Source organism: Chitinophaga sp., from assembly GCF_035564935.1.
Taxonomy (GTDB): Bacteria; Bacteroidota; Bacteroidia; order Chitinophagales; family Chitinophagaceae; genus Chitinophaga.
Genome location: NZ_DATMTE010000354.1, coordinates 1 through 21,484, shown reverse-complemented (window position 1 = coordinate 21,484; position 21,484 = coordinate 1). Strand labels below are relative to the sequence as shown.

The 21,484-nt window shown below is 48.7% G+C and carries 11 protein-coding genes and 1 pseudogene; 2 read left to right on the top strand and 10 right to left on the bottom strand.

Annotation, left to right across the window (positions count from 1 at the left end):
- The 7 genes and pseudogenes from VN105_RS09390 to VN105_RS09360 all read right to left on the bottom strand — a co-directional run.
- Nucleotides 1–942: pseudogene (locus VN105_RS09390) on the bottom strand (hypothetical protein); the annotation flags it as partial.
- A gap of 293 nt (nucleotides 943–1,235) precedes the next feature.
- Nucleotides 1,236–2,525 carry an MFS transporter gene (locus VN105_RS09385; protein ID WP_325640152.1) on the bottom strand — a complete coding sequence of 430 codons (1,290 nt, stop codon included), beginning with the start codon at nucleotides 2,523–2,525 and terminating at the stop codon, nucleotides 1,236–1,238.
- Nucleotide 2,526: 1 nt separating this feature from the next.
- Nucleotides 2,527–4,323, bottom strand: a complete 1,797-nt coding sequence (locus VN105_RS09380) for a class I mannose-6-phosphate isomerase (protein ID WP_325640151.1) — start codon at nucleotides 4,321–4,323, stop codon at nucleotides 2,527–2,529.
- Nucleotides 4,324–4,327: 4 nt separating this feature from the next.
- Nucleotides 4,328–7,273 carry a glycoside hydrolase family 38 C-terminal domain-containing protein gene (locus VN105_RS09375; protein WP_325640150.1) on the bottom strand — a complete coding sequence of 982 codons (2,946 nt, stop codon included), beginning with the start codon at nucleotides 7,271–7,273 and terminating at the stop codon, nucleotides 4,328–4,330.
- 724 nt (nucleotides 7,274–7,997) lie between these two features.
- Entirely contained in the window at nucleotides 7,998–9,500 is a 1,503-nt protein-coding gene (locus tag VN105_RS09370) for a RagB/SusD family nutrient uptake outer membrane protein (protein ID WP_325640149.1), read from the bottom strand.
- 55 nt (nucleotides 9,501–9,555) lie between these two features.
- A complete protein-coding gene (locus VN105_RS09365) occupies nucleotides 9,556–12,624 on the bottom strand; it encodes a TonB-dependent receptor (RefSeq protein WP_325640147.1) in 3,069 nt (1,022 codons plus the stop codon).
- Nucleotides 12,625–12,798: 174 nt separating this feature from the next.
- Entirely contained in the window at nucleotides 12,799–14,121 is a 1,323-nt protein-coding gene (locus VN105_RS09360; RefSeq protein WP_325640145.1) for a hypothetical protein, read from the bottom strand.
- A gap of 247 nt (nucleotides 14,122–14,368) precedes the next feature.
- On the opposite strand from VN105_RS09360, the gene VN105_RS09355 reads away from it, so the two are divergent.
- On the top strand, nucleotides 14,369–15,100 hold the full coding sequence (locus VN105_RS09355) for a GntR family transcriptional regulator (RefSeq protein WP_325640153.1): 732 nt from the start codon (nucleotides 14,369–14,371) through the stop codon (nucleotides 15,098–15,100).
- 80 nt (nucleotides 15,101–15,180) lie between these two features.
- On the opposite strand, the gene VN105_RS09350 is transcribed toward VN105_RS09355, so the two are convergent.
- Entirely contained in the window at nucleotides 15,181–16,065 is an 885-nt protein-coding gene (locus tag VN105_RS09350; protein WP_325640143.1) for a hypothetical protein, read from the bottom strand.
- A 152-nt stretch (nucleotides 16,066–16,217) separates the two neighbouring features.
- Between VN105_RS09350 and VN105_RS09345 the strand changes: the two genes are divergently transcribed.
- On the top strand, nucleotides 16,218–20,243 hold the full coding sequence (locus tag VN105_RS09345) for a DEAD/DEAH box helicase (RefSeq protein ID WP_325640141.1): 4,026 nt from the start codon (nucleotides 16,218–16,220) through the stop codon (nucleotides 20,241–20,243).
- A gap of 49 nt (nucleotides 20,244–20,292) precedes the next feature.
- Here the strand turns inward: VN105_RS09345 and VN105_RS09340 are convergent, their stop codons facing one another.
- Complete coding sequence (locus VN105_RS09340; protein ID WP_325640140.1) at nucleotides 20,293–21,051, bottom strand: SDR family oxidoreductase; 759 nt, start codon at nucleotides 21,049–21,051, stop codon at nucleotides 20,293–20,295.
- Nucleotides 21,052–21,061: 10 nt separating this feature from the next.
- The coding region (locus tag VN105_RS09335) for a dihydroxy-acid dehydratase (RefSeq protein WP_325640139.1) at nucleotides 21,062–21,484 on the bottom strand (423 nt) is incomplete at its 5' end.

The following is a 21,484-nucleotide window of genomic DNA, read 5'->3' as shown; positions in this document are numbered from 1 at the left end:
CCATTGCTGGTAGTCGAGGAGCGGCAGCAATACAGATAACTGCACCATTAACTCGGGAGGGGTTTTGTAATCACATACATAGGCATTCAGGAAAGCGTGCCCGTTTACCTGGCACCAGCTGCCTGCACTGTGTTCCAGGTCGTACCATGTTTTTTCAACTATGTCTGGCCAGTGATGATATTGTGTGTTGGGTTTGGGGAGATGGAGATAAATAGCAGCCAGCAGGTCCATAAACTGTATCGACATTTCGGTTTCATCAGCGGGTATTTTGCCGTTCATGATTACAAAAGTATCGCTGATGATATAGGTTTTACCTGCCTTTAAAGGTTGTTCATCCGATGATGGCAGCATAAACCCGATGTCCGGCCAACTGCCCCCCACCGTATTGCTGAGAGATGTTTTCGTTTGTTCGCAATAATTACCCAGCGACGACAGGTTTTGAAGATAAAGAACAGTGCCGGAATTGGGCGCTTTTACACTGAAATAAAGCATGCCGGTACGCGGGCCGTTTTGCGATACATACACTTCACCCTCCGGGAATCCCTTGCTGCCAGCGGGATTTAAAGGCATAATATCACGCGGCCAGTAGCGGAAATTAAGTGAGGTACTTGGGGTAACGCTGGTTTTGCAACGGAAGCAAGACTGGCCGTCGTTATAAAGATCCAGGGTTACTGTATAAGCCGCTGCCTCTGTTTGGAGCTGGAAAATGGCCTGGTTCTTTTTTTTAGTAGTGGTTTTTATCACAATTTTATCATGCGGGGCATACACCGCCCGGAAAGTAATACGTGCACCATCCGGCCACTCGCTCATTATCCATAAAGCGTCTCCGGCACAATACACATAACAGTTGTTGTTGCCATGTTGCTGGTAAAATATTTCTTTTAGTTCCGGGTTATTGAAGATGCTATCAATTGCTGCTGCCTGTGGGGAAACTCCTTCCATATAAGTGAAATTAGGGTTAGAAGATACTTATGCACCAAAGAAGGATCAGCAAAAGCTGTATACATGCATCACCAGAGTGCGTAAGCCTGTTAAAGCGCATTAAAAATTTATACCAATGTTGAGGGTAAATACACGTTGGCAGGAAGGATGCTATGGCAGGGCACCATAACGGATGAGCTGCGGTGCATAACGGAATATTACTTGTACCGCAGTGATAAACGTGGATGAAAAGCCACGGACTGATAAGAAGGGGAGATGTTTTTACGCAGGTTGTAATATACTGCGTGCTTTGATTAATGTATCCAGTGGCGTTGTATATCTTCCATCGATTGCCCCTTTGTTTCCGGTACCAGTTTGTATACCGTTATAAAGGCAAATACACAGCATAAGGCGAAGCACCAGAATGTTTGCGGTGTTCCTGCAGTTGCCAGCATAACAGGGGTAAGCTGTCCCATGATAGCATCGGCGGTCCACATCACCATGATACTGAGCGACAGCGCTTTTGCGCGGATACTGTCGGGAAATATTTCTGCTGCAATCACAAATTTCAGCGGACCGATGGAGAACGCAAAACAAGCCAGGAAGGCGAGCACACAAAGGAGCAGATAGATACCGTTAACAGCGCCGGTGTAAAAACAGGCGCCTGTAAGCAGCAAGCTGATGGCCGCTCCGGCTGTTCCCCATAAGTATAGCGGGCGCCTGCCCAGGCTGTCTACTTTCCAGATGGCAATGAACGTAAAGAGTACATTGGCTGCGCCAAAAAACAACTGGCTGATAAGAGAACTGTTGAGCGTAAGGCCGGATTGATGCAGGATGGTAGGCCCATAATAAATAATGGCGTTGATACCGCTGAATTGTGAGAATAACGGGAGCAGGATAGCTATCAGTAAAGCGCGGCGGTACCGGGGCGCCAGTAACTGCGTATACCCGGCAGCGTTAGCTGCTCCTGCAGTATGTTGTTGCTTTGTCCATCGCGGACTTTCCGGGAGAAAGATGATCCCCAGCAAAAAAAGCAGCGCAGGGAAAATGCCTGCGCCAAACATTTTACGCCATACTTCCAGGTGGCTGATCAGCAGCCATCCGTTTTGAGAAGGCGTTGCCGCATACTTCAGCAGCAGCGCATTGCTGGCATACGCGCAGAAGATGCCAACGGTAACGGCCAACTGGTAATAGGTAACCAGCCTGCCCCGCAAATGATCGGGCGCAATTTCTGAAAGATAGAGCGGCACCACGCTGGAAGCTATGCCCACGGCCATGCCACCGAGAATGCGTGCAGCAATAAGCCAGGAGAATTGAGGAATAAAAGTGCAGCCCAATCCTGTAAGTACAAATAGCGCGGCCGACAGGAACAATAGTTTTTTCCTGCCGAAACGGTCGCTGAGGTCACCGGCAAAGATGACCCCGGCAATACAGCCGGCCAGCGCCGATGATACAAACCATCCCAGCTGTGCCGGCGATAATGAAAACCGGTGTTCCACAAACGGGAGTATGCCGGACACCACCGCCATGTCAAAACCAAAAAGGAAGCCGCCGAGGGAGGCTACCAGGGTAATGAAGGTAAGATGTTGATGCTGTTGCTGCATATCAGGTGGATGCTATTTGGTTATAAACCGGGTGCGATGATTTTAAGAACGCTTTGATCAGTTTCACGGGAGCTGCATTCCTGCTGGTGATCCGGCAGCTTGCCGCTGCGGCCGGTATCACAAAAGTTTCTGCATAGCAGTAGGTGGTCGTATACCCGTTGACGGTAGTAACCGTTACTGCGTCGCCTTCTACCAGCATCATCACCAGGCACAGGCCATTGGTGGTAATATCAACACTGCCGCTAAATTCCAGCCGGTGTACATCATAAAAGTGTGCGGCGTGCGTGGGAAGGTGCACCAACTGGTAATTTTCCCCGTTATCTATTACCCTGGGGGCGGCCACCAGTTGCTTTTTCACTGCTTTACCCTGCCTGCTGAAGTCCAGGTTATGAAAGGCATGGTCGATATTGATAGCCCTGGGCTTTCCATCCAGTCCGGGCCGCAGCCAGTCGTACATTTTAAACGTGAAAATGTACGGGGTAGCGCTGATTTCCAGTACCAGGTTATCAGCGCCTGCGCTGTGCACGGTACCATTAGGTATCAGGAACAGGGTATGCTTATCTGCTGTATGCTGTTGTACAAAATCCGTTATTTCTACGGGAATACCAAGATCCCGGCTGTTTTCCAGTTTGGTTTTAAATGTACCCGGATCAATTCCCTCCCGGAAACCAAGATACACCGTGGCACCGGCTTTACAATCCATGATGTAATAGGTTTCATCCTGCGTAAATGTTTCTCCGAAGTGAGCCCGGATATATTCCAATGTTGGATGACATTGAATGGAAAGGTTGCCGCCATCGAAAGTATCAAGGAAGTCGAACCGGATAGGGAATTGATATTGAAAGATGTTTGCATGATTACCAAGTATGGCGGTATGCTGTGCATACATCAGCCATTCGAAAGGAATTTCCATCAGGCAGCCATCACTTTCAAAGAGTACCCCGTTTTCCGGAACTATCATCTCAAAAGACCAGGCATAATTTATCTCTTCTGTATTAATGCCGTTGATATGCGTTTTCAGCCACTGTCCGCCCCAGGCGCCAGCCTCAAACCAGGGCCTCACCCGGAAAGTGTTGTGGGCCAGCCGGGAAATGCCTTCCTGCAGGTCATGATTATATGCCCATGCTATATGATCGGGCCATTGGGTATCTGCCATGATCCGGATACGCTGCTGCAGGGTTTGTTTGTAATTATTGAGCACCACCCAGTCTACAAAGTAAAAGCGTTTGTACATTTCAGCGCTGCCACCGGCTACGCTGCTGCCAAAGTTAGTAATAGTGCCGGCGCGCATACGGTATTGGAGCTCGTTTTTGGGAAGATCCAGGTATATAACCGGGGCAGTGGGGTGAGCGAGCGCCGCGCCGCTTCCGTATATAATATGCAGGTCATAAGGCCCTTCGGGCAATACTGTTGCTATCTTCTCCTCATCAAAGAAATCAGTGATGTGCAGGGAGGTTTTAGTGCCCCATACATCGCCTTCGTTGCCAATAAAAGGGGCCACCAGGTCCTGTATCTGCCGGCTGTCTTTTAAGCAGCACTGTATGTTGTGCCACCTAACGTTAACGCCCATACGGGCCAGTTCCGGCTTCAGGGAGGTACATATCTTATCCCAGAAAATACCTGCATACCCATCTATCACTACCACCCGATGCTGAACTATCCAGTTGGCCAGCGAGGTATAGCCGGTTTGTATCCTGCCATTGCCGAGCGGATGGGCCGGGTACCTGTTGTAGGTATCCGGGGAATGGGTTGCTGCGTGTTCCGGCAGCAGGGGCTGTGCTGAATCTCGCCAGATCATAATCTTATTTTTTTGCTACGCGGATCATTATTATTCCTTTACCGGGAACAGGGAAATTTTCCGGGAGTGTGCGCTTATTTGTTTCCAGTAAATCGCTTTCTGAAATATTTAGAGCAGCGGATTTATTTTTTGAAGATAGTATAGCCGTAGCCGTATGAGCAGAGGTATTTACCAGTTGCATGATAACACCATTGCCATCTGCTGCCGGGTAAAGATTTTCCACGTATATATTATCGCCGCCGATGTTAAAGAATAAGCTTTCCGATGGCAGGCCGTTTGCGGCTGTAACCACCGGGGGCTGATGATTTTCCAGCCCTTTGTTATTAGCTGTAGCTGCATTAAATGCGCCATGTACCTGCAGGTAGTAATGAAAAACAGTGATCCCTTCCTGGTCCCTGCGGAAATTGGTATGCCACAGGTTGTTCATTACCCATGATGAGATGAGTGGTTGCTGTTCCATAAATGAGATCCAGCGGGGAGAATTATGCAGTCCGCCGAGTAAACCGGCTGTGGGATATTGTCCTATTTCAAACAGGGGGGCATCGGGGCCCGACCAGGTAACGCCTGTATTTTTCCCGGATACATCTACCCAGCGCTGCTGCGTATACCAGTTCCTGTTAGTATGGGGCAGCTGATCAGCTTCGGCGGTAATACTGCCCCAGGGTATATTGTAACGTACCTGTGCACCGGGGATACGGAAGGGGAATACAAAGTGTACACTCTCTTTGCTGCCAACAGCCATTTTATCTATTGTATTCACCAGTGTCACCTGGTCTATCCCTGCGGCCAGCTGTATTTCCCGGGTGAGCGAACGGGCGCCCGGCGCAGTGCTGGTAACAGACAGGCTTACTACCAGTGGCCCTTTTTCCTTTATATGGATATTGGCCGGGCCGCTATACTGTATTTTTTCGGCAGAATCGCCGGGCATATAGGTGTATTGATTCAGCCCTGCGGAATCAGCAAGATTACCGTTAAATCCCTTTTTAACGAGTTGTGTGATATTGCCGGTTTGCGGATCTACCCGGATGGAGTAAATGTCATTATCCAGGCCGTTGTTCGTAACAGTAGCCTTGTGCGCCGGTGTGCCGGCGGCGCCGGGATGAATGGCGAACCGCTGCTTGGAAAAAGGCGGCAGCGCTGTGGCGAGGAAAGCAAGTTCGCCGGTGCTGAGCCTTTGTGAAGGCAGTTTCCGGCCATTCATATCTTTTACCTGGTTACCGGCAGTGCTGAGTGCGGCCGGAACGTAAACCAGGGCTGTACGGGCATGACCAAGTGTATTGTATACGTCTATAGCTTCTGCCGCCGTGTTAGTATGTCCGTTGCCGTTAGTACTGCTGTGCAGCAGCGCTTCTGAACGTGCCTGCGCGTTTAGCGCAAAGGCTCTTTTATATTGCCACTGGGCGATGGCTTTGGGATCCTGCGGATTGGATACACTGTTGAACGCGCCCCAGGTGTGTTCGTTGAACATAATAAGATCGGTCCAGGTAAGGCGGAAGGAATCTGCAGGGTAGCCGGTTTTACCCCTGATTGCCCAGATGGCGCCTGCCTGCTGCAGCCGGTCGGAGGCGTTCCGGTTAATGGCGGTTTCTTTTGCGCCGGAGGCGATGCCATCTGTCCAGTATTCGGTATAGTCGCCTGCAAATACAGGGATCTTATCTTTCCACCCGGCTTCAAAGTCCTGGAAAAATTGCTTAACGGAGGTAATAATCAGTTTGGGAGATGTATAACGTTCGTTCCATGCCTTTACTGCGTCCGGCAATTCGGGGTCTATGGGTGCATTATCGCTCATGGCCCAGGTGAGGAGTGTCATGTTGTAGGGGAAGTGATTATGTTCCAGCTGGGAGAGATAATCAAAAAGGTAGGGGTTGAGAAAGTTTTCACTTGGCTTGCCGGTGTAGTAAGGCTTGGGGTCTTCTATGGTAAAGAAGTTGGGTATTTTGCTTCCTTTCAGCGTATAGCCGATAGAGTAAGGCGATGATTGCCAGAAGAGGACCTGTTGTTTGCCGGAGGCGTCCTGCCAGTAGAAGGGTTTATCGCGCCATTGCCCGGAGCTGCCGATGCGGTCGCTGGCATTGGGTGCGCTCAGGAAATACCGGATACCGGTAATGGCGGCCTGGCTTACCAGGCCCCAGGAGGCTCCCGGCACATCTCCCTGGAACATAGTGTTGATGTGGATGTCATAATCTTTTGCAAGGTGGGCGCCGGTGGCAAACAGTTGCAACAGCTGTGCGGGGGAGGTAGCGCTGGTGTTGGTATTGGCATAGGCGCCGTCCAGGTTGATCCATCCTTTTTTAACGGCGTCGCGGAATCGCTGTTTCTTTTCATCGCTGGCGGCGGCCAGGTATTTATCTACCACCCAGAGGGCTTCTGTATTCCATTTAAAGCGGGCTTCGGGCGGATAATTGGCCGTGCGGGCGGCTATCTTAATGGCTTCATCGATATTGTTCATATGAATGGCCAGCACTTTTGCCTGTACGTTGGTATATCCTACGTCTACATGGGAATGAGGCATGATATACACATTCCATTGCTGCCGGGTAGGCGATACAATACAGCGGGCGGTGTAGGTTTGGCCGTTGCTGACAACATGAACCAACAGCTGGGCGTCTTTATTTACCGGCGGGCCGGGCAGAGGCAGTTCCACTTCGGAAATGCCGTCCTTGCCGGGTGCCAGTGCGAGGCTGTCTTCCCGGCCATTAAAATACATATGTACCACTGCGGGCTGGTAGCTTTTGCCGCCGTGAAAGCGCATCCTTACCATGCGGGCGGGCGTACCGTGATGGTTCAGGTAGGCTACAGTTGGTTGCAGTTCAATACTGGTAAAGGGGGCAGGCTGTTGTTGCAATGCAGGGGGCTTTGCAATGGTTGATGAAGGGAGTGGAGCCGCATGGCGTGAGGGTGGAAGTGCTACGTCGCTGGCTTTTGCAGCGGTTAGTGAATAGAGCGGCATCCCGTTGCGTATTGGGACAATCCCCGCCCACCGGGCGTTTATACTGGTTGCAATCCCATAGCACAAAAGGAGTTTGACTACAATATATTTCATATGTACAAACATACGTACATAATTTAGTATTCCGATGTATCAGGCCGGGAAGAATATTGATGTTTGTGAAAAAATGGGTGGATGTTCCTGCGAGGGGCTAAAGCATCAGTTTGGGGAGCAAGATAAAGTCAATAAAGGCAGGCATCTCTTATAAATATTATGAGGTACCCTGATGAAGTTTAAAACTGGATTATTTACCTGCGGTCAGCTACCTCTAAAGAAGTAGCTGGCCGTTTTTGTCAGTTACTTCTGGCATACTTCCCGGATACTTCTCTGGTGCTTAGGACTCGTCTATGTGTAGTGCTTACCATACACTCACCATACACTCCCCATACACTCCCCATACACTGTGCATACACTCCCCCATACACGGTCACGTCCTTGTCACGTCCTAAAATAGGTTTATATACTTGTTAGATAATCCTGAAATAGCTATACAGGTTAAGAAATAATCCTGAAATTGTTTTACAGTCTGTCATGTAAATCCTGATTTTACTTTACGCTGTCATATGGCAGAGCCGGTCTCGTCCTAACATAGCTATACAAATTAAATTAGCCCTTTTTAACTCCTGCAAAAGTAAAAGGCTGCCTCTTTTGAGGCAGCCCCGTCTTTCAATAAAAAATATGCGTATTAGAATCCCGGGTTATTGGGCAATAAATTCGGGTTCACATCACTTTCCTGTTTAGGCACAGGGAACAGTAATTGTTTTGCTGCGAAAGTAGCGCCGAATACGGTTTTATGTCCAACAAAATCATCCCAGTTGCCGGTTACGTCGTTGTGTACTTTCCGGGTCCGGACCATATCAAACCACATTTTGTTTTCAAAGCATAGTTCAAAATACCGTTGCAGCCATACTTCATGTTCAAAATTGGCTTGTGACAGGGCGCCTATAGGCGCCAGTTTAGCGCGGGCCCTGATGGCATTTACGTATTTGATGGCGTCTGCATTCGGAGCGCCTTCTGCACGGTTGGATGCCTCTGCATACATCAGGTATACATCTGCCAGGCGGTAAAGTGTATAGTTGAGATCGGATTTTGCGGTGCTTACAACAGCAAGCGAATCAAACCATTTGTAAATATACCGGCCTTTAAATGTAAACGTATCAGTGGCGGGTTCTTTCTTCTTGTATTTGGTATAGAAGAATTGTCTTTCCTGTACACGTTTATCTCCTGCAGGGAATGATGCAATAAACTGCGGGGTAGGATATACGGATCCATACTCATCAGAATATTTGGAGATACCTGCATAGTTTGGAATGGTAAGTGGTGTAAGCGGGTTAATGCTTGGTACGGAGGCTGCATACTGTACCTGGAAAATGAACTCCCCGAGATTTTTATTGTTGGGGTTGATCATATTCGTGTATTCCGGGAACAGGAAATAGCCGCCGTTTGCAATCACGGATTTGGATGCGGCGGCCGATAGTGCATAGTATTGGTTACCCCCGTTAATGGCAGCGCCGGCATAAGTAAGATATACATCTGCCAGGAGCGACTGAACGAGTCCCATAGATACCTTGCCGGTTCTGTCTGCCCAGGGCAGCGTTGATTTTGCCGCGGTTTGCAGATCGGGGATAATGATCTCATCATAAATAGCCTTTGCCGCTGTGCGGGGCAGGTTCAGGTTCAGGTCTTTTGGCACCTCGGTCACTTTGGGAACTGCGCCGTATAGCCGTACCAGATGGAAGTAATAAAGTGCCCGCAGTGTATGCGCCTCTGCCAGCATATTGGTTTTATCCGCATCTGATACTGCTGCCTGGGGCAATTTCTCTATGGCCAGGTTACAGGCGCCTACTCCCATGTATAAACGTTGCCACCAGGTATCCACATAGAAGGAAGTGGTATTATAGCTAAGGTTCTGGAAAGTGGCAAACCCGGTTTGACCAAGATCGCTGTTAGCCTTTCCTGTCATAAATTCCATCAGGTTGTAAACGTTACCGCCATAGGAAGAAGGCTGCCCCTGTAAAAATCCCTGGAGGTACTGGTAAGAACCATTTGCCAGCGCACGCGCCACTTTGGGATCGGACAGATCGGCATCCGGCAGAAGAAAATTCGTGGGTTTTTGTTCCAGGAATTTTTTGCAGGAACAGGCGAATAACACCAGCAGCGCAAGTATGATATGTTTAGTCGTTTTCATTTTCATAATTTTTAATCACTAAAAAGATTATCACATCAACGGGTATACGATTTCATCAGAAATCAAGATTCACACCCAGGTTCCACACGCGTGGGCGGGGATAAGGGAAGAAGTCGATGTTCTGTGAGAACCCGGTGTTGGCGCCATAACCAAAATTGAAGGTGTCTACTTCAGGATCATAACCGGTGTATTTGGTAATGAGGAAAAGGTTTTGCACACTGCCATAAATGCGGAACTTGCGGATCTTGCTTTTCTGCATCCATGATTCAGGGAAAGTATAGCCGAGCGTGAAGTTTTGTCCCCTGATATAGGAACCATCTTCTACCCACCAGGTATCGAAATGGGAGTCCTGCGTAAATTTATAGCTGCGTACCTGTGCAACATGGGTGTTCTGGTTTTCCGGGGTCCAGGCATTCAGTACGGTAGCCAAACTGTTGGCCAGTGTCTGGCGGTCTTCCGTAGAGTGTTTAAATGCGGCAGCTGTATTTACGCCCTGTACAAAACGGATATCGAAACTAAAGTCCCATCCTTTGTACTTGAGGGTGCTGCTGAAAGTACCTGTCCATTTCGGATAAGCGCGGCCTATGATATTATATACCGGATTGCCGTCTGCATCATATTCATACTTCCTGTCGCCGGGCAGCAGGGAGTGTTTGGCTGCTTCGGCTGCTTCATCGGTGCCCCAGATGCCCAGCCTGTTCATGCCATAGAAAGAACCGATAGGCTCACCTACACGCAGTACATTGGTTTGACCCAGGAAGTTAGGACCGGGGAAGATATCCGCATTACCATCGTTGAGGGTGAGGATCTCATTTTTATTGGTCGCAAAAATGAAGGTGGTCGTCCAGGTTAAGTTTGGTTTCTGAATGTTTACGGTACTGAGGTTTACTTCCAGACCGGTATTTCTTACCTCGCCAATGTTTTTATATACGTTGGGAGTATACATACCTGCGGACCATGGAATAGGGGTGGCCAGCAGCAGGTCGGATGTTTTACGGTTGTAATAATCCACATTCAGGTTGATGCGGTTATCCACCATTACCAGTTCCACACCTGCATCTATCTGGTTGGAGCGTTCCCATTTCAGATCCGGGTTACCTATATAACCTGGTACCAACGTAGGCTGGTTGGCGCCGCCTATAACGGTTTGATCAGGACGGTACTGTGGAGAGTATTGGAACTGACCAATTTCCTGGTTACCGGAAGTACCGTAGCTGGCGCGGATCTTCAGGTTATTGATGGTTTTGCTGTTCTTCAGGAAGTCCTCCTCTGAAACGCGCCATGCGGCTGCTACGGAAGGGAAGAAGGCGAACTGGTTGTCTTTACTGAATTTAGAAGAACCATCGTACCTGGCAGTGGCGGTAAAGAGGTATTTATTCTTCAGGTTATAATTAACGCGGCCATAGTAAGAGTTCATAGACCATGGCTGCGTTTCTGAAGTGATGTTGTTACGTACCGAACCTGCGGCCAGGGAGTTCCACTGGAAGTAATCAGACAGGAAATTCTGTGTTTCCGCCAGGGCGTTTTCATTACGGAATTCCAGGAATGAAATACCTACTACCGCGTTTAGGCTGTTATTATTTTTGAATTGTTTGTTATAAGTAAGATAGTTTTCCGACTGCCAGTACTTGCGATAGTCGGTGGTGACCCTGGCTACACCTCCCTGGTCCTGCGACAGGTGGGGAAGATCGCCGGCAGAATAGAAATTGGCTTTGTTGCTGATCTGATCATAACCAAAATCGGTTTTGAAATTCAGGTCTTTGGTGATCTGGAACTGCATGTAAAAATTGCCCAGGGTATGCATCTGGTTATTGAGGGTATACCTGTTCTGTGCTATCTGTACAGGGTTTGGACCGCCCTCCAGGCCAGGTATATCATAGTTACCGGCCCAGCTGCCATCGGGATATCTTACAGGTACAATAGGTACTTCTTCCGTCACCATCCTGGGTACGTTTAAGGAACCATTACCATCGGATACCAATCTTTGTGTACTGGATACGATGTTAAGGGCGCCGCCAATTTTCAGCCAGTCTTTTACCTGGTCATCAAAAGTAGCCCTGGCAGAATATCTTCTGAACCAGGATTCTATCATTAAACCATTCTGATCGAGGTAACCGAGGGAGGCGCTATAGAGCAGTTTATCATTACCACCCTGGAAGTTCACCTGGTGGCTGGTAGACACGGCCGGTTTATAGGTTTCCTTCTCCCAGTTGGTGTTGTACAATGGTTTATCGTTTTCATCGAACAGCAAGGGAAAATGTTCGTGATCCAATATGGCTGTTGGTGTCCAGGTGCCGTGATCCGGGTCGAACTTGGTAGCATTGGCAAAAGCTTCGTTATATACTTTTACAAATTGCTCAGAGTTCAATGTAGGAAGGTGGCTGGCCAGTGTGCTTACGTTCACATCTCCCTGGTAGCTTACCTGTGTGGGACCTGCCTTACCGCGTTTGGTAGTGATCATAATTACACCGTTGGCGCCGCGTGCACCATAAATGGCGGTAGAGGAGGCGTCTTTCAGTACTTCAATGGAGGCGATGTCGTTAGGGTTGAGGGCATTCGCATCTACACCCGCCACACCATCTACCACGTACAACGGATCTACAAAAGAGTTGATAGAACCGATACCACGTACGCGTACTTTAGCCGCCTGGCCGGGTGCGCTGCTGTTGATGTTTACGTCTACACCCGCCACTTTACCCTGTAAGGCCTGGGAGATGTTGGGAACGGGTTTGTCCATCACCTGTTCGCCTTTGAGGGACGCTACCGCACCGGTGAGGTCAGATTTCTTCACCGATCCGTAACCAATTACCACGAGGTCGCTCAGGGTATTTACCTGCACTTCCAGTGATACGTTGATAGTAGTTTGATTTCCCACAACAACTTCTTTTGTACCGAATCCTGTAAACGAGAATACCAGTACCGAGTTTTGATTGGGCACCGTCAGGGAGTACACACCGTCTACATTGGCGATGGTTCCGCTGGAAGTACCTTTAATGGCCACCGTAGTGTTGGGAATCACAGATCCGTCAGCGGCACTGGTAACCTTGCCGCTTATTTTAATCTGGGCCATTGCATGCATGGAAAATAGCAGGCATGCAAGCACATAAAATAGTTTTGCTTTCATAACAAGTCTTTAGTGATGAGGTAATAATAGCCGGTAAATGTTTTCAGTTGATAGCGATCAAGGGGATGCTATATATAGCCCCTGTGATAACAAGTGAGATTTGGTTTTAAGATGATGGTAATTATATGTTTCTTAATAAGATCCGGTTGATAAATAAATAATAAATGAGCAGCCTTAATTGTTTAGTTCCTGCCGATGAATTGCCCATTTTTTCAAAAGCGTGATGGCGTCCAGTAAAACACCCGCTTCCCCGCGAAAATCTCCCGATCCTTTAGGTGCGCCAGTCTGAACATCATACCATTCGAAGAAACCGTTATGCGCAATGACACGGTCTGTCATTGGTTTGAGTTCTGCTACAGCCTCCTTTATAAACCCGTTTAAAATAAGCGCCTGTATCATCCGTCCGCCAAACCAGGTCCAGTCGCCCCCGTTCTGATACACATAAGGGTGCATATTCGGGAACTCTTTTGCCGGGTAAGGAGGATATACCGTGATACCTATGGTGGCGAACTTTTCTTTGGAGGCGGCCTGCCTCATTTGCCTGTTAATGGCCGCTATTTCCCCGGATGTATGGAACCCGGCCAGTATTGCACAGGCAGTGCCTCCTGTGTAAAGGATTTCTTTTTCATTGAATGAGGGGGAAAACGGGCTTCCGTTCAAATAAAGATGTGGTATGTATTTCTGCGCCCGGTTATCCCATAAATATTTGCGCACATGGCTCCGTATATCAACAGCTACTTTGCTCCAGTTTTGCTGCGCCTGGTAATTTTTGGGCTTTATAGCCAGGAAATCCTGTATGGCGATCACAAGCATTGCATTGTCATAAATATCGACCGCCCATTTCGTTTTCCCGTTAATGGCCACTCCCCAGCCGCTTTCGGGCTGTACATCGCCCCAGTCGATGGTAGTAGCGCCTTTGATCAGCCCGTATTTTTCCGACCAACGCTCTTTCAGCAGATAGGCCATAGCGGCCTCTATCCGTTGCAAAATCGTTTTATCATTTATAGCCAAAAAAAGGAAGTCCTTATCGCCGGTAACAGTTACGTATTTTCTAACCGCCTGGATCAAAGATGATTCCTGGTCGGTTTCCACGGTATTCTTATGTGCAGCCCACTGCGGCGCAAGGTCGGAATACCGGTACTGGTAGCCCGCATTGGCCTTTTCCTTTGGAATAACGCCATCGGGTATATTGCCATCCTCCCCCTGCATACGGAAGAAAAGCAACAGCATTTCCTTTACCTGGTTAGGTGGTAATACCTGCAGCGAGCCATTAATAAAAGTATTGAAGTCCCTGATCCATACTTCCCCGTAGGAAGTACCGGCAGAGAAACCGGTGAGTAGCCGTAATGCCCTGGCCTGTACAGTATCCAGCCTGCTGTCTGCCATCACAGTTGCCGCCAGGGTCCCGGGGCTGGATTGGGCAGCCAGGCTTCCCGGAAGGAAAACAGGCGCAGCGATACCAGCAATAATGGGAATTATAGAAAAGTATTTTTTCATAATGTGGCCCCGGATATTATGTACAAACATATAAACATAATTTAATAATTGCAAGAAAAGTTTTTAACATTTCTTTAATAGCGGGATTGCTTGCTAATTAATTGATTATTTGACTCTTATGTAATAGCGCTGTAGGAGGTGGGTATACTTTGTTTGAATAGTGTTTTTTCGGGTCAGGGCATACATACTCCCAAAATAAGGCAGTCTAAAATTGTTTTTCTTGTTTATTTCCAGTTGCTTTGCAGGCATGAATTTGAGTATAGATCATAAAAATCCTTTACCACTTCATATACAGGCGGAGAACCTGTTGCGAAACATGATAAAAGATCCACAGTACACCGGTGGAAAATTTTTACCAAACGAGGTGCAGCTGGCAAAACAACTGGCCATTTCCCGATCTACTTTACGGCATGCATTAAACAAACTGGTATACGAAGGACTGCTGACCAGGAAAAAAGGAGTGGGCACTAAAGTGGCGGAAGCGGCAATCAGTTCCAAATCAAAGAACTGGCTGAGCTTCACACAGGAGATGACCGCACGCGGTATCATCATCAAAAATTTTGAACTGCATGTTACCTGGGTGTTGCCCGATGAAACCATCGCCAATTTCTTTGAGATCAGTCCAAATAAAAAAGTGCTTAAGCTGGAACGCCTGAGAGGAAAAGCGGAAGGCCCCTTTGTATATTTCATTTCCTATTTTCATCCCCGGGTGGGATTAACCGGCGAAGAAGATTTCAAACGCCCTTTATACGATATCCTGGAGAAGGATTATATGACAGTGGCCACTTTATCCAAAGAGGAAATCAGTGCAAAGTCGGCCGACAAATTTATAGCGTCCAAACTGGAACTTGAAACCGGTCACCCTATCCTGTTGAGAAAACGCTTCGTATACGACCAGGGCGAACGCCCCATCGAATATAACCTGGGGTATTACCGGGCCGACAGTTTCGTGTATACCGTGGAAAGCAGAAGAGAATAGTTTACATATTCCATCAAATACAACGGCTCAGCATTCATACCGAATACTGAGCCGTCCCGTTTTACGGTTGCTGGCAATGGTTATGGTTTAGGAGCGGCTGCCACATCTTCTGTAACTACCGGCCAAACGCCTGGCGCCGGGAAGCTCACGCCTTTGTTGGAGCCCCTTACACCTGCATCCTGTCCGAAGTAATACAGCGGCCATCCCTTGTAGGTTAATTGTTTCTTACCGGCAACAGTGATGCTGGCAAATAATGTCTTGTCAAGAATAGAAGGCACCACGATCTGGTCTGTTTCATAAATAGGCCAAACAGCATTGTTGGAAAAATCAGCCTTGGTGAACTTGTTGATGTTAAAGCTGTCTTTATTGAAAGAATAAAGTGTAAGGCCTTTGCCGTCAGTGAAGTAAAATGTTTTGCCATCGCCAACGGTATGGTCTGCCTTGTAATTTTTACCATCGGCGCCCACCAGTTGTGCGTTGATCAGCTGTATGGTATAATCGGGTTTGGCTACAAACCAGATGTTATTCACCCCTTCACCGGTTGTTTTTCCGGGCGCTTCACGCACGTTAACGCCACCCACCGCAGGGGCAAAGTAATACAGCGGCCATCCTTTATAAGCAGTTTGTTTTTTACCGTCGAGGGTAGTAATGGTGGTGAAATCTTTAATGTCTAAACCTGTGCCCAGTGCGGCCTGCGCAAGATTATCGCCGGCGTAATAAATGGGCCATACTGCAGCGCATCCGCCGGTACAGTTGTTTTTACCATCAAAGTCGTTGGAGAAATAATAGAGGGAATTACCATCCACATCTGTAAGGTGATTTCCCAAAGTAGCGTCGGCGCTGAGTTGTACTACGGGCTTAGGTGCAGGAGTGTCGGGGTTGTCGTCATTTCCGCCGCAGGCGCTGAAGGAAACAATACCACTAAAGGCTATCAATGAAAGCAGGGTGTTTTTAAAGCAGTTCATGCAGTTAAAATTTTTAGAAATTTGAAATAATACGCTATTACGGGTTGTTGGTCAGTAACAACCCGGTTTGCCAACCGGTACCTATACGTATTCGGTAAAAACCGGGAAAAGGTTGTCTGCCTCCCAAAATATTTTCAGCTACTTTTGTTGCTATGGTCAACGAAAGTTTCTATCTGAGGCAATACGAATCACAGGAAAGGGATACCCGGCTGGTGATGGATGTGATGTCTGTATACCTGTACCCGCTGGAAACATTTACTATTACCGACGCAGTGAACTGCGTGGAAGAAATGAAAGGGCTCAGGGTCAGTGAAATATTGAAACACCTGGTAGCGGCCGGACTGGTCATTAAAAATGTAACAGGTAATTATGCACTGGTACCGGAAATGAGTTTTTTGCTTTTCCCGGTAACTATAAAACAGCCTGCCTATGCTGCATTGCTGGAAAGAACGAGGTATGCCGTACACGCGTTTTACAGCATGAGCGCACGGCTGCAGGATTTACAGCAACTGCTTACCGCTTATTTTACCGGTGACCGTTTCCTTTTATCGCCGCCGGTAAGAAAACTGGAAATGGAGCTTAACGAGTACCAGCCTTATCTTTCCTACCTGTTGTATTATCCCGCTTACGCAGCGCTGTTACCTTTTTTCAGCCAGGAGAGCCTCGACAAAATGGTATCTTTTGCCTTAAAATATAATCTGCTGAAAATGCCGCCCGTGGAAGAACTGGAAACCTTCCGCCGGCAATATACCGCCGGTTTCCCGGAGCTGTTGCTGTTGCAGGGGCAGCTTGATTTGCCTGCGGTAGATAAAACAGCGGATGACCTGTTTGCCCGGGCAGTAATATTATTATATAGCGGACAAGCGGCAAAGGCGCTTTCCTGTTTTGAGAAAGGCATCAAACGTCAGCGGCAGTACGATAAAAAACATACTATACCACTGTCCCCTTTGTTCGCATTTTATTATGCGTTTACACTGGCGGTATTACCTGGTGAACAAACCAATCCGCTGATCACTAAAATCATAGCTGCCTATGAACGGAAGCTGTTCCCTGCCATTACGCCTGCAATTTGCCTGCTGCATTTTCACGCAGGCCGGAAAGAGAAGGGAGAGCAGTTGCTGTTGCTGATACTGGAAGGAGGAGAGAGCAACCTGCTGAGTTACCTGTCTGTATTGTGTTTACAGCTGCTGCATCCGAAAAGTAAATTGTTGCGCACCTTCAGTAGTAATGCAGCACGTTTACTGTCTCTCGGTATGGAACGTCACTACCGGTTACTGACCTACGAATATTTATATTTATTTAAGGGAGATGATTACCAGGGATATGAAAGCGTATACCAGGAAGCTGGCGCCGTTATCACCTATCCGCCTGTATTTTCACAGATGGAGCAAACGCCGGACTGGGAGCGGTTATTAAACACATTACTGGGCGCCGATACCTATCTTGCCAGGAAAGAAAAGAATGCAGCCACTTCCCGGTTAATTTACCTGATAGATTTTGACCGGTATAAGATCCAGCCGGTATTACAAACATCCCAGGGCAGTAATACCTGGAGCAGCGGCCGGAATGTGGCACTGAAAAAACTAAAGGAAGGCAAGGCGGAAGCGATGACAGAACAGGATTTCAGGATAGGCGCTACTGTGCAGAAGGAACATTATTATAACTACGACGGGGAATCTTATTCATTTGCAGAAACAGTATGGGAAGAAATTGCCGGCCACCCGCTGTTATTTTCTGCAGATGATATTTCCGTTTCTGTAGAGATTATAAAAGCACAACCGGAGCTGAGTGTTAACAGGTTGGGGCATGGATATACTTTCAGTGCCAACGTGAACGATTATACCAGTGAAACAGTGTTTGTAAAAGAAAGTAATACCCGCCTGAAGATCATTCATCTTACCGCCCAGCAGCGCCGTTTACTGCAAACACTGGAACAGATCCCCGTGGTGCCGGCGGCCGGGAAGGATAAGCTGATCCAGGTGTTGAAAAGTATTGGCGCACACCTCACCATTCATGCGGACATGGGGGATATTGCCGCAAATATCAGCAGGCGTCCGGGCGACAGCCGCATTGTGGTGCAATTACTACCGCTTGGCGACGGGTTAAAGGCCGGTATTTATGTGAAACCTTTTACCACCGATCCACCGTATTGCAAGCCTGGTACAGGCGCACATAATATTATCGGGATCAGTAACGGGGAGCGGTGGCAAGCCATCCGTGACCTGGCCAAAGAAAAAGACAATATGGTAACCCTGCTGAACCTTATCCAGGGCGCTATAGACCAGGACCTCTCCGACGATACCATTATTTTTGAAGACCCGCTGGATTGTTTGCAACTGCTCGAAATAATTCACGGGCATCCTGAACTGGTAAGGGCAGAATGGCCGGAAGGGGAGCGGTACAAAATAAGACAGCAGGCCGGTTTTCCCCAATTACATATTTCACTGAAAGAAAAAGATCACTGGTTTATGTGCACCGGTGAACTGAAAGTGGATGAAACTACAGTGCTGGCGTTGAAAGACCTGCTGGACACTACGCGTACGGTGAAGAAAAGATTTATTGCGCTACAGAACGGGGAATACCTGGCATTAACGGGCGACTTACGCCGCCGGCTAAACGAAATGGCCAGTGTGGCTAATATTGATCGCGATAATGTGAGCATTCAGCCATATGCCCTGCCCGTGCTGGACGAACTACTGGAGCATGCCGGCAGCGTTGCTACGGATGCTGCATGGAAATCCTTTGTAAACAAACGGGCTGCCGCCATGGCGCTGGATATAACGGTGCCGGTTACACTCCAGACTACTTTACGCCCTTACCAGGAAGAAGGTTTCCGCTGGATGACGCACCTGGCTGCATGGGGGGCAGGCGCCTGCCTGGCAGACGATATGGGACTGGGTAAAACCATACAGGCTATTGCACTGCTGCTGCACCGTGCGCCCGATGGTCCTGCATTGGTTATTTGTCCTGCTTCCGTAGTGAACAACTGGAGTAATGAGATCAGCCGGTTTGCCCCTTCACTGAATGTGATATTCCTGCACAATGGCCGCCGTTCGGCCTTAATAAAAGGCGCCGGCCCTTTTGATGTGGTGATCACCACCTATGGCTTACTGCAAACGGAGGAGAAATTGCTGGCTGCCATAAAGTGGCCCACACTGGTGCTGGACGAAGCGCATATGATCAAAAACTTCCAGACAAAAACTTCCAAAGCGGCCATGTTGCTGCAGGCAGGATTTAAACTCATGCTAACGGGAACGCCTATACAAAATCATATGGCGGAGATCTGGAACCTGTTTAACTTTCTCAACCCCGGACTGCTGGGCACACTGGATCATTTCAATAAACAGTTTGTTTTCCCTTCGGTGAGGAACCCGGAAAGTACGGTGAAGCAGCACCTGAAAAAGCTGATATCACCGTTTATATTACGCCGTACCAAAACAGGCGTACTGGATGAACTGCCAACTAAAACGGATATTATAAAACTGGTGAGCCTGTCGCCGGATGAAGCATCGTTTTATGAAGCCCTGCGCAGGAAGGCGCTGGAAAATATCAAGGCGCAGGAAGGGAGTACGGCGCAGCAGCATATCCGTGCACTGGCGGAGATCAGCCGGCTGAGGATGGCGGCCTGTAACCCGCAGCTGGTGGATGATGAAGCCGATATCCCATCTTCCAAATTAATGATATTCCGGGAAATTGTGGAAGAACTGGTATCGAACAATCACCGTGCACTGGTGTTCAGCCAGTTTGTAAAACACCTCGACCTGGTAAGGGCGGCGTTGGATCAGCAAGGGATCACTTATCTCTATCTGGACGGCAGCACGCCCATACCGCAGCGTGATAAGCTGGTGAAGGATTTCCAGGCGGGGAGCGGGCAACTGTTCCTGATCAGCCTGAAAGCGGGTGGATTGGGGCTTAATTTAACAGCGGCAGATTATGTGATCCACATGGATCCATGGTGGAATCCTGCCATTGAAGAACAGGCGTCCGACAGGGCGCACCGTATCGGGCAAACCAGGCCGGTAACTATCTACCGGCTGGTAGCACAATATACAATAGAGGAAAAGATCATTGCGCTGCATAACAGCAAGCGGGATCTGGCCGATCAGTTGCTGGAAGGCAGCGATCAGTCGGGGAAGCTCAGTGCAAAGGAGCTGCTGGAGCTTATTGCAGAACGGTAGCCTGGAAAGGCGCCGGTTCAGCCACTATGATGAGGCTTTGGCCGGTAATTCAAAACGGCGAAGGACTGATGCTGGTCCAGCCCCCATCAATAATGAGGCTTTGGCCGGTAATATGCCTTGCCTGGTCCGATACCAGGAACAATGCTGCGCTGGCAATATCCTGCGTATAGGCGGGGCGCCCCATAGGCGTGAGGCCCGACCATGTTTTTTCGTAAGAAGGATCATCCAGCGTGCGTTCTGTGAGGGTGGCGCCGGGAGCAATGGTATTCACTGTAATTTTAAAGGCAGATAATTCAATCACTAAGTTTTTGGCGAGCATTTCCAGCGCAGCTTTACTCATGCCGTAAGCTGCGAGATCTTTATGCGCCTGGTGACCGGTTACGGAAGACGTGAACAAAATGGATCCTCCTTCCGCTTGTTGTTTCATTTGGTTGGCGGCGGTTTGCGCCAGGAAAAATGTACCGCCGAGGTTAACCTGCATCACCCGGTTGAACGCTTCGGGTGTATAGGTAAAGAAGTCGCCAAAGAGAGTGATCCCTGCGTTGGCGATAACGATATCCAGCCTGCCGAATTGTGTAACTGCCGTGTTCACCATCCCGCGGATAAAGTTGATATCGCCGGAGTCGCCGGCCAGCGGGAGGCAATGTCCCTTTGCGGCGGTAATAGCATCTGCGGCCTGTTGGGCCAGCGCCGTATCAATATCATTCAGGATAACGGTAGCTCCCTGTAATGCCAGTTGTTTGCTGATCTCAAACCCGATGCCCTGGCCCGCGCCGGTAACAATAGCTACTTTCTTATCAAATGTCATAAGCCGTTTTTTAGTGTGAATCCCTGGTTACTTCGCTGCCGGAGCTGCCTTTGAGAAAATCGAGATCGGCGCCGAGATGCGCCTGTTCCACATGCTGCTGGTACAGCTGCACATATCCTCTCGTTGATTGCGGGTAAACCGGTTGCCAGGCAGCTTTCCTGCGGGTAATTTCTTCGGGGGAAACAGCCGCTTCCAGCTTGCGTTGCTGCACATCCAGCGTAATGATATCTCCATCGCGGAGAATGGCCAGGTTGCCACCTGCCGCCGCTTCCGGCGATACATGCAGTACCACGGTGCCAAAGCCGGTGCCGCTCATCCGTCCGTCGGAAATGCGCACCATATCAGTGATGCCTTTGGCCAGTAACTTCGCCGGCAGCCCGAGATTGCCTACTTCAGGCATGCCCGGGTAACCTTTAGGCCCCACATTTTTAAG

Excerpts from the sequence above, each read along its gene's own strand:
- VN105_RS09385 (WP_325640152.1), bottom strand. The coding sequence starts at position 2,525 with ATGCAGCAACAGCATCAACATCTTACCTTCATTACCCTGGTAGCCTCC.
- VN105_RS09380 (WP_325640151.1), bottom strand. The coding sequence starts at position 4,323 with ATGATCTGGCGAGATTCAGCACAGCCCCTGCTGCCGGAACACGCAGCA.
- VN105_RS09375 (WP_325640150.1), bottom strand. The coding sequence starts at position 7,273 with ATGCCGCTCTATTCACTAACCGCTGCAAAAGCCAGCGACGTAGCACTT.
- VN105_RS09370 (WP_325640149.1), bottom strand. The coding sequence starts at position 9,500 with ATGAAAACGACTAAACATATCATACTTGCGCTGCTGGTGTTATTCGCC.
- VN105_RS09365 (WP_325640147.1), bottom strand. The coding sequence starts at position 12,624 with ATGAAAGCAAAACTATTTTATGTGCTTGCATGCCTGCTATTTTCCATG.
- VN105_RS09360 (WP_325640145.1), bottom strand. The coding sequence starts at position 14,121 with ATGAAAAAATACTTTTCTATAATTCCCATTATTGCTGGTATCGCTGCG.
- VN105_RS09355 (WP_325640153.1), top strand. The coding sequence starts at position 14,369 with ATGAATTTGAGTATAGATCATAAAAATCCTTTACCACTTCATATACAG.
- VN105_RS09350 (WP_325640143.1), bottom strand. The coding sequence starts at position 16,065 with ATGAACTGCTTTAAAAACACCCTGCTTTCATTGATAGCCTTTAGTGGT.
- VN105_RS09345 (WP_325640141.1), top strand. The coding sequence starts at position 16,218 with ATGGTCAACGAAAGTTTCTATCTGAGGCAATACGAATCACAGGAAAGG.
- VN105_RS09340 (WP_325640140.1), bottom strand. The coding sequence starts at position 21,051 with ATGACATTTGATAAGAAAGTAGCTATTGTTACCGGCGCGGGCCAGGGC.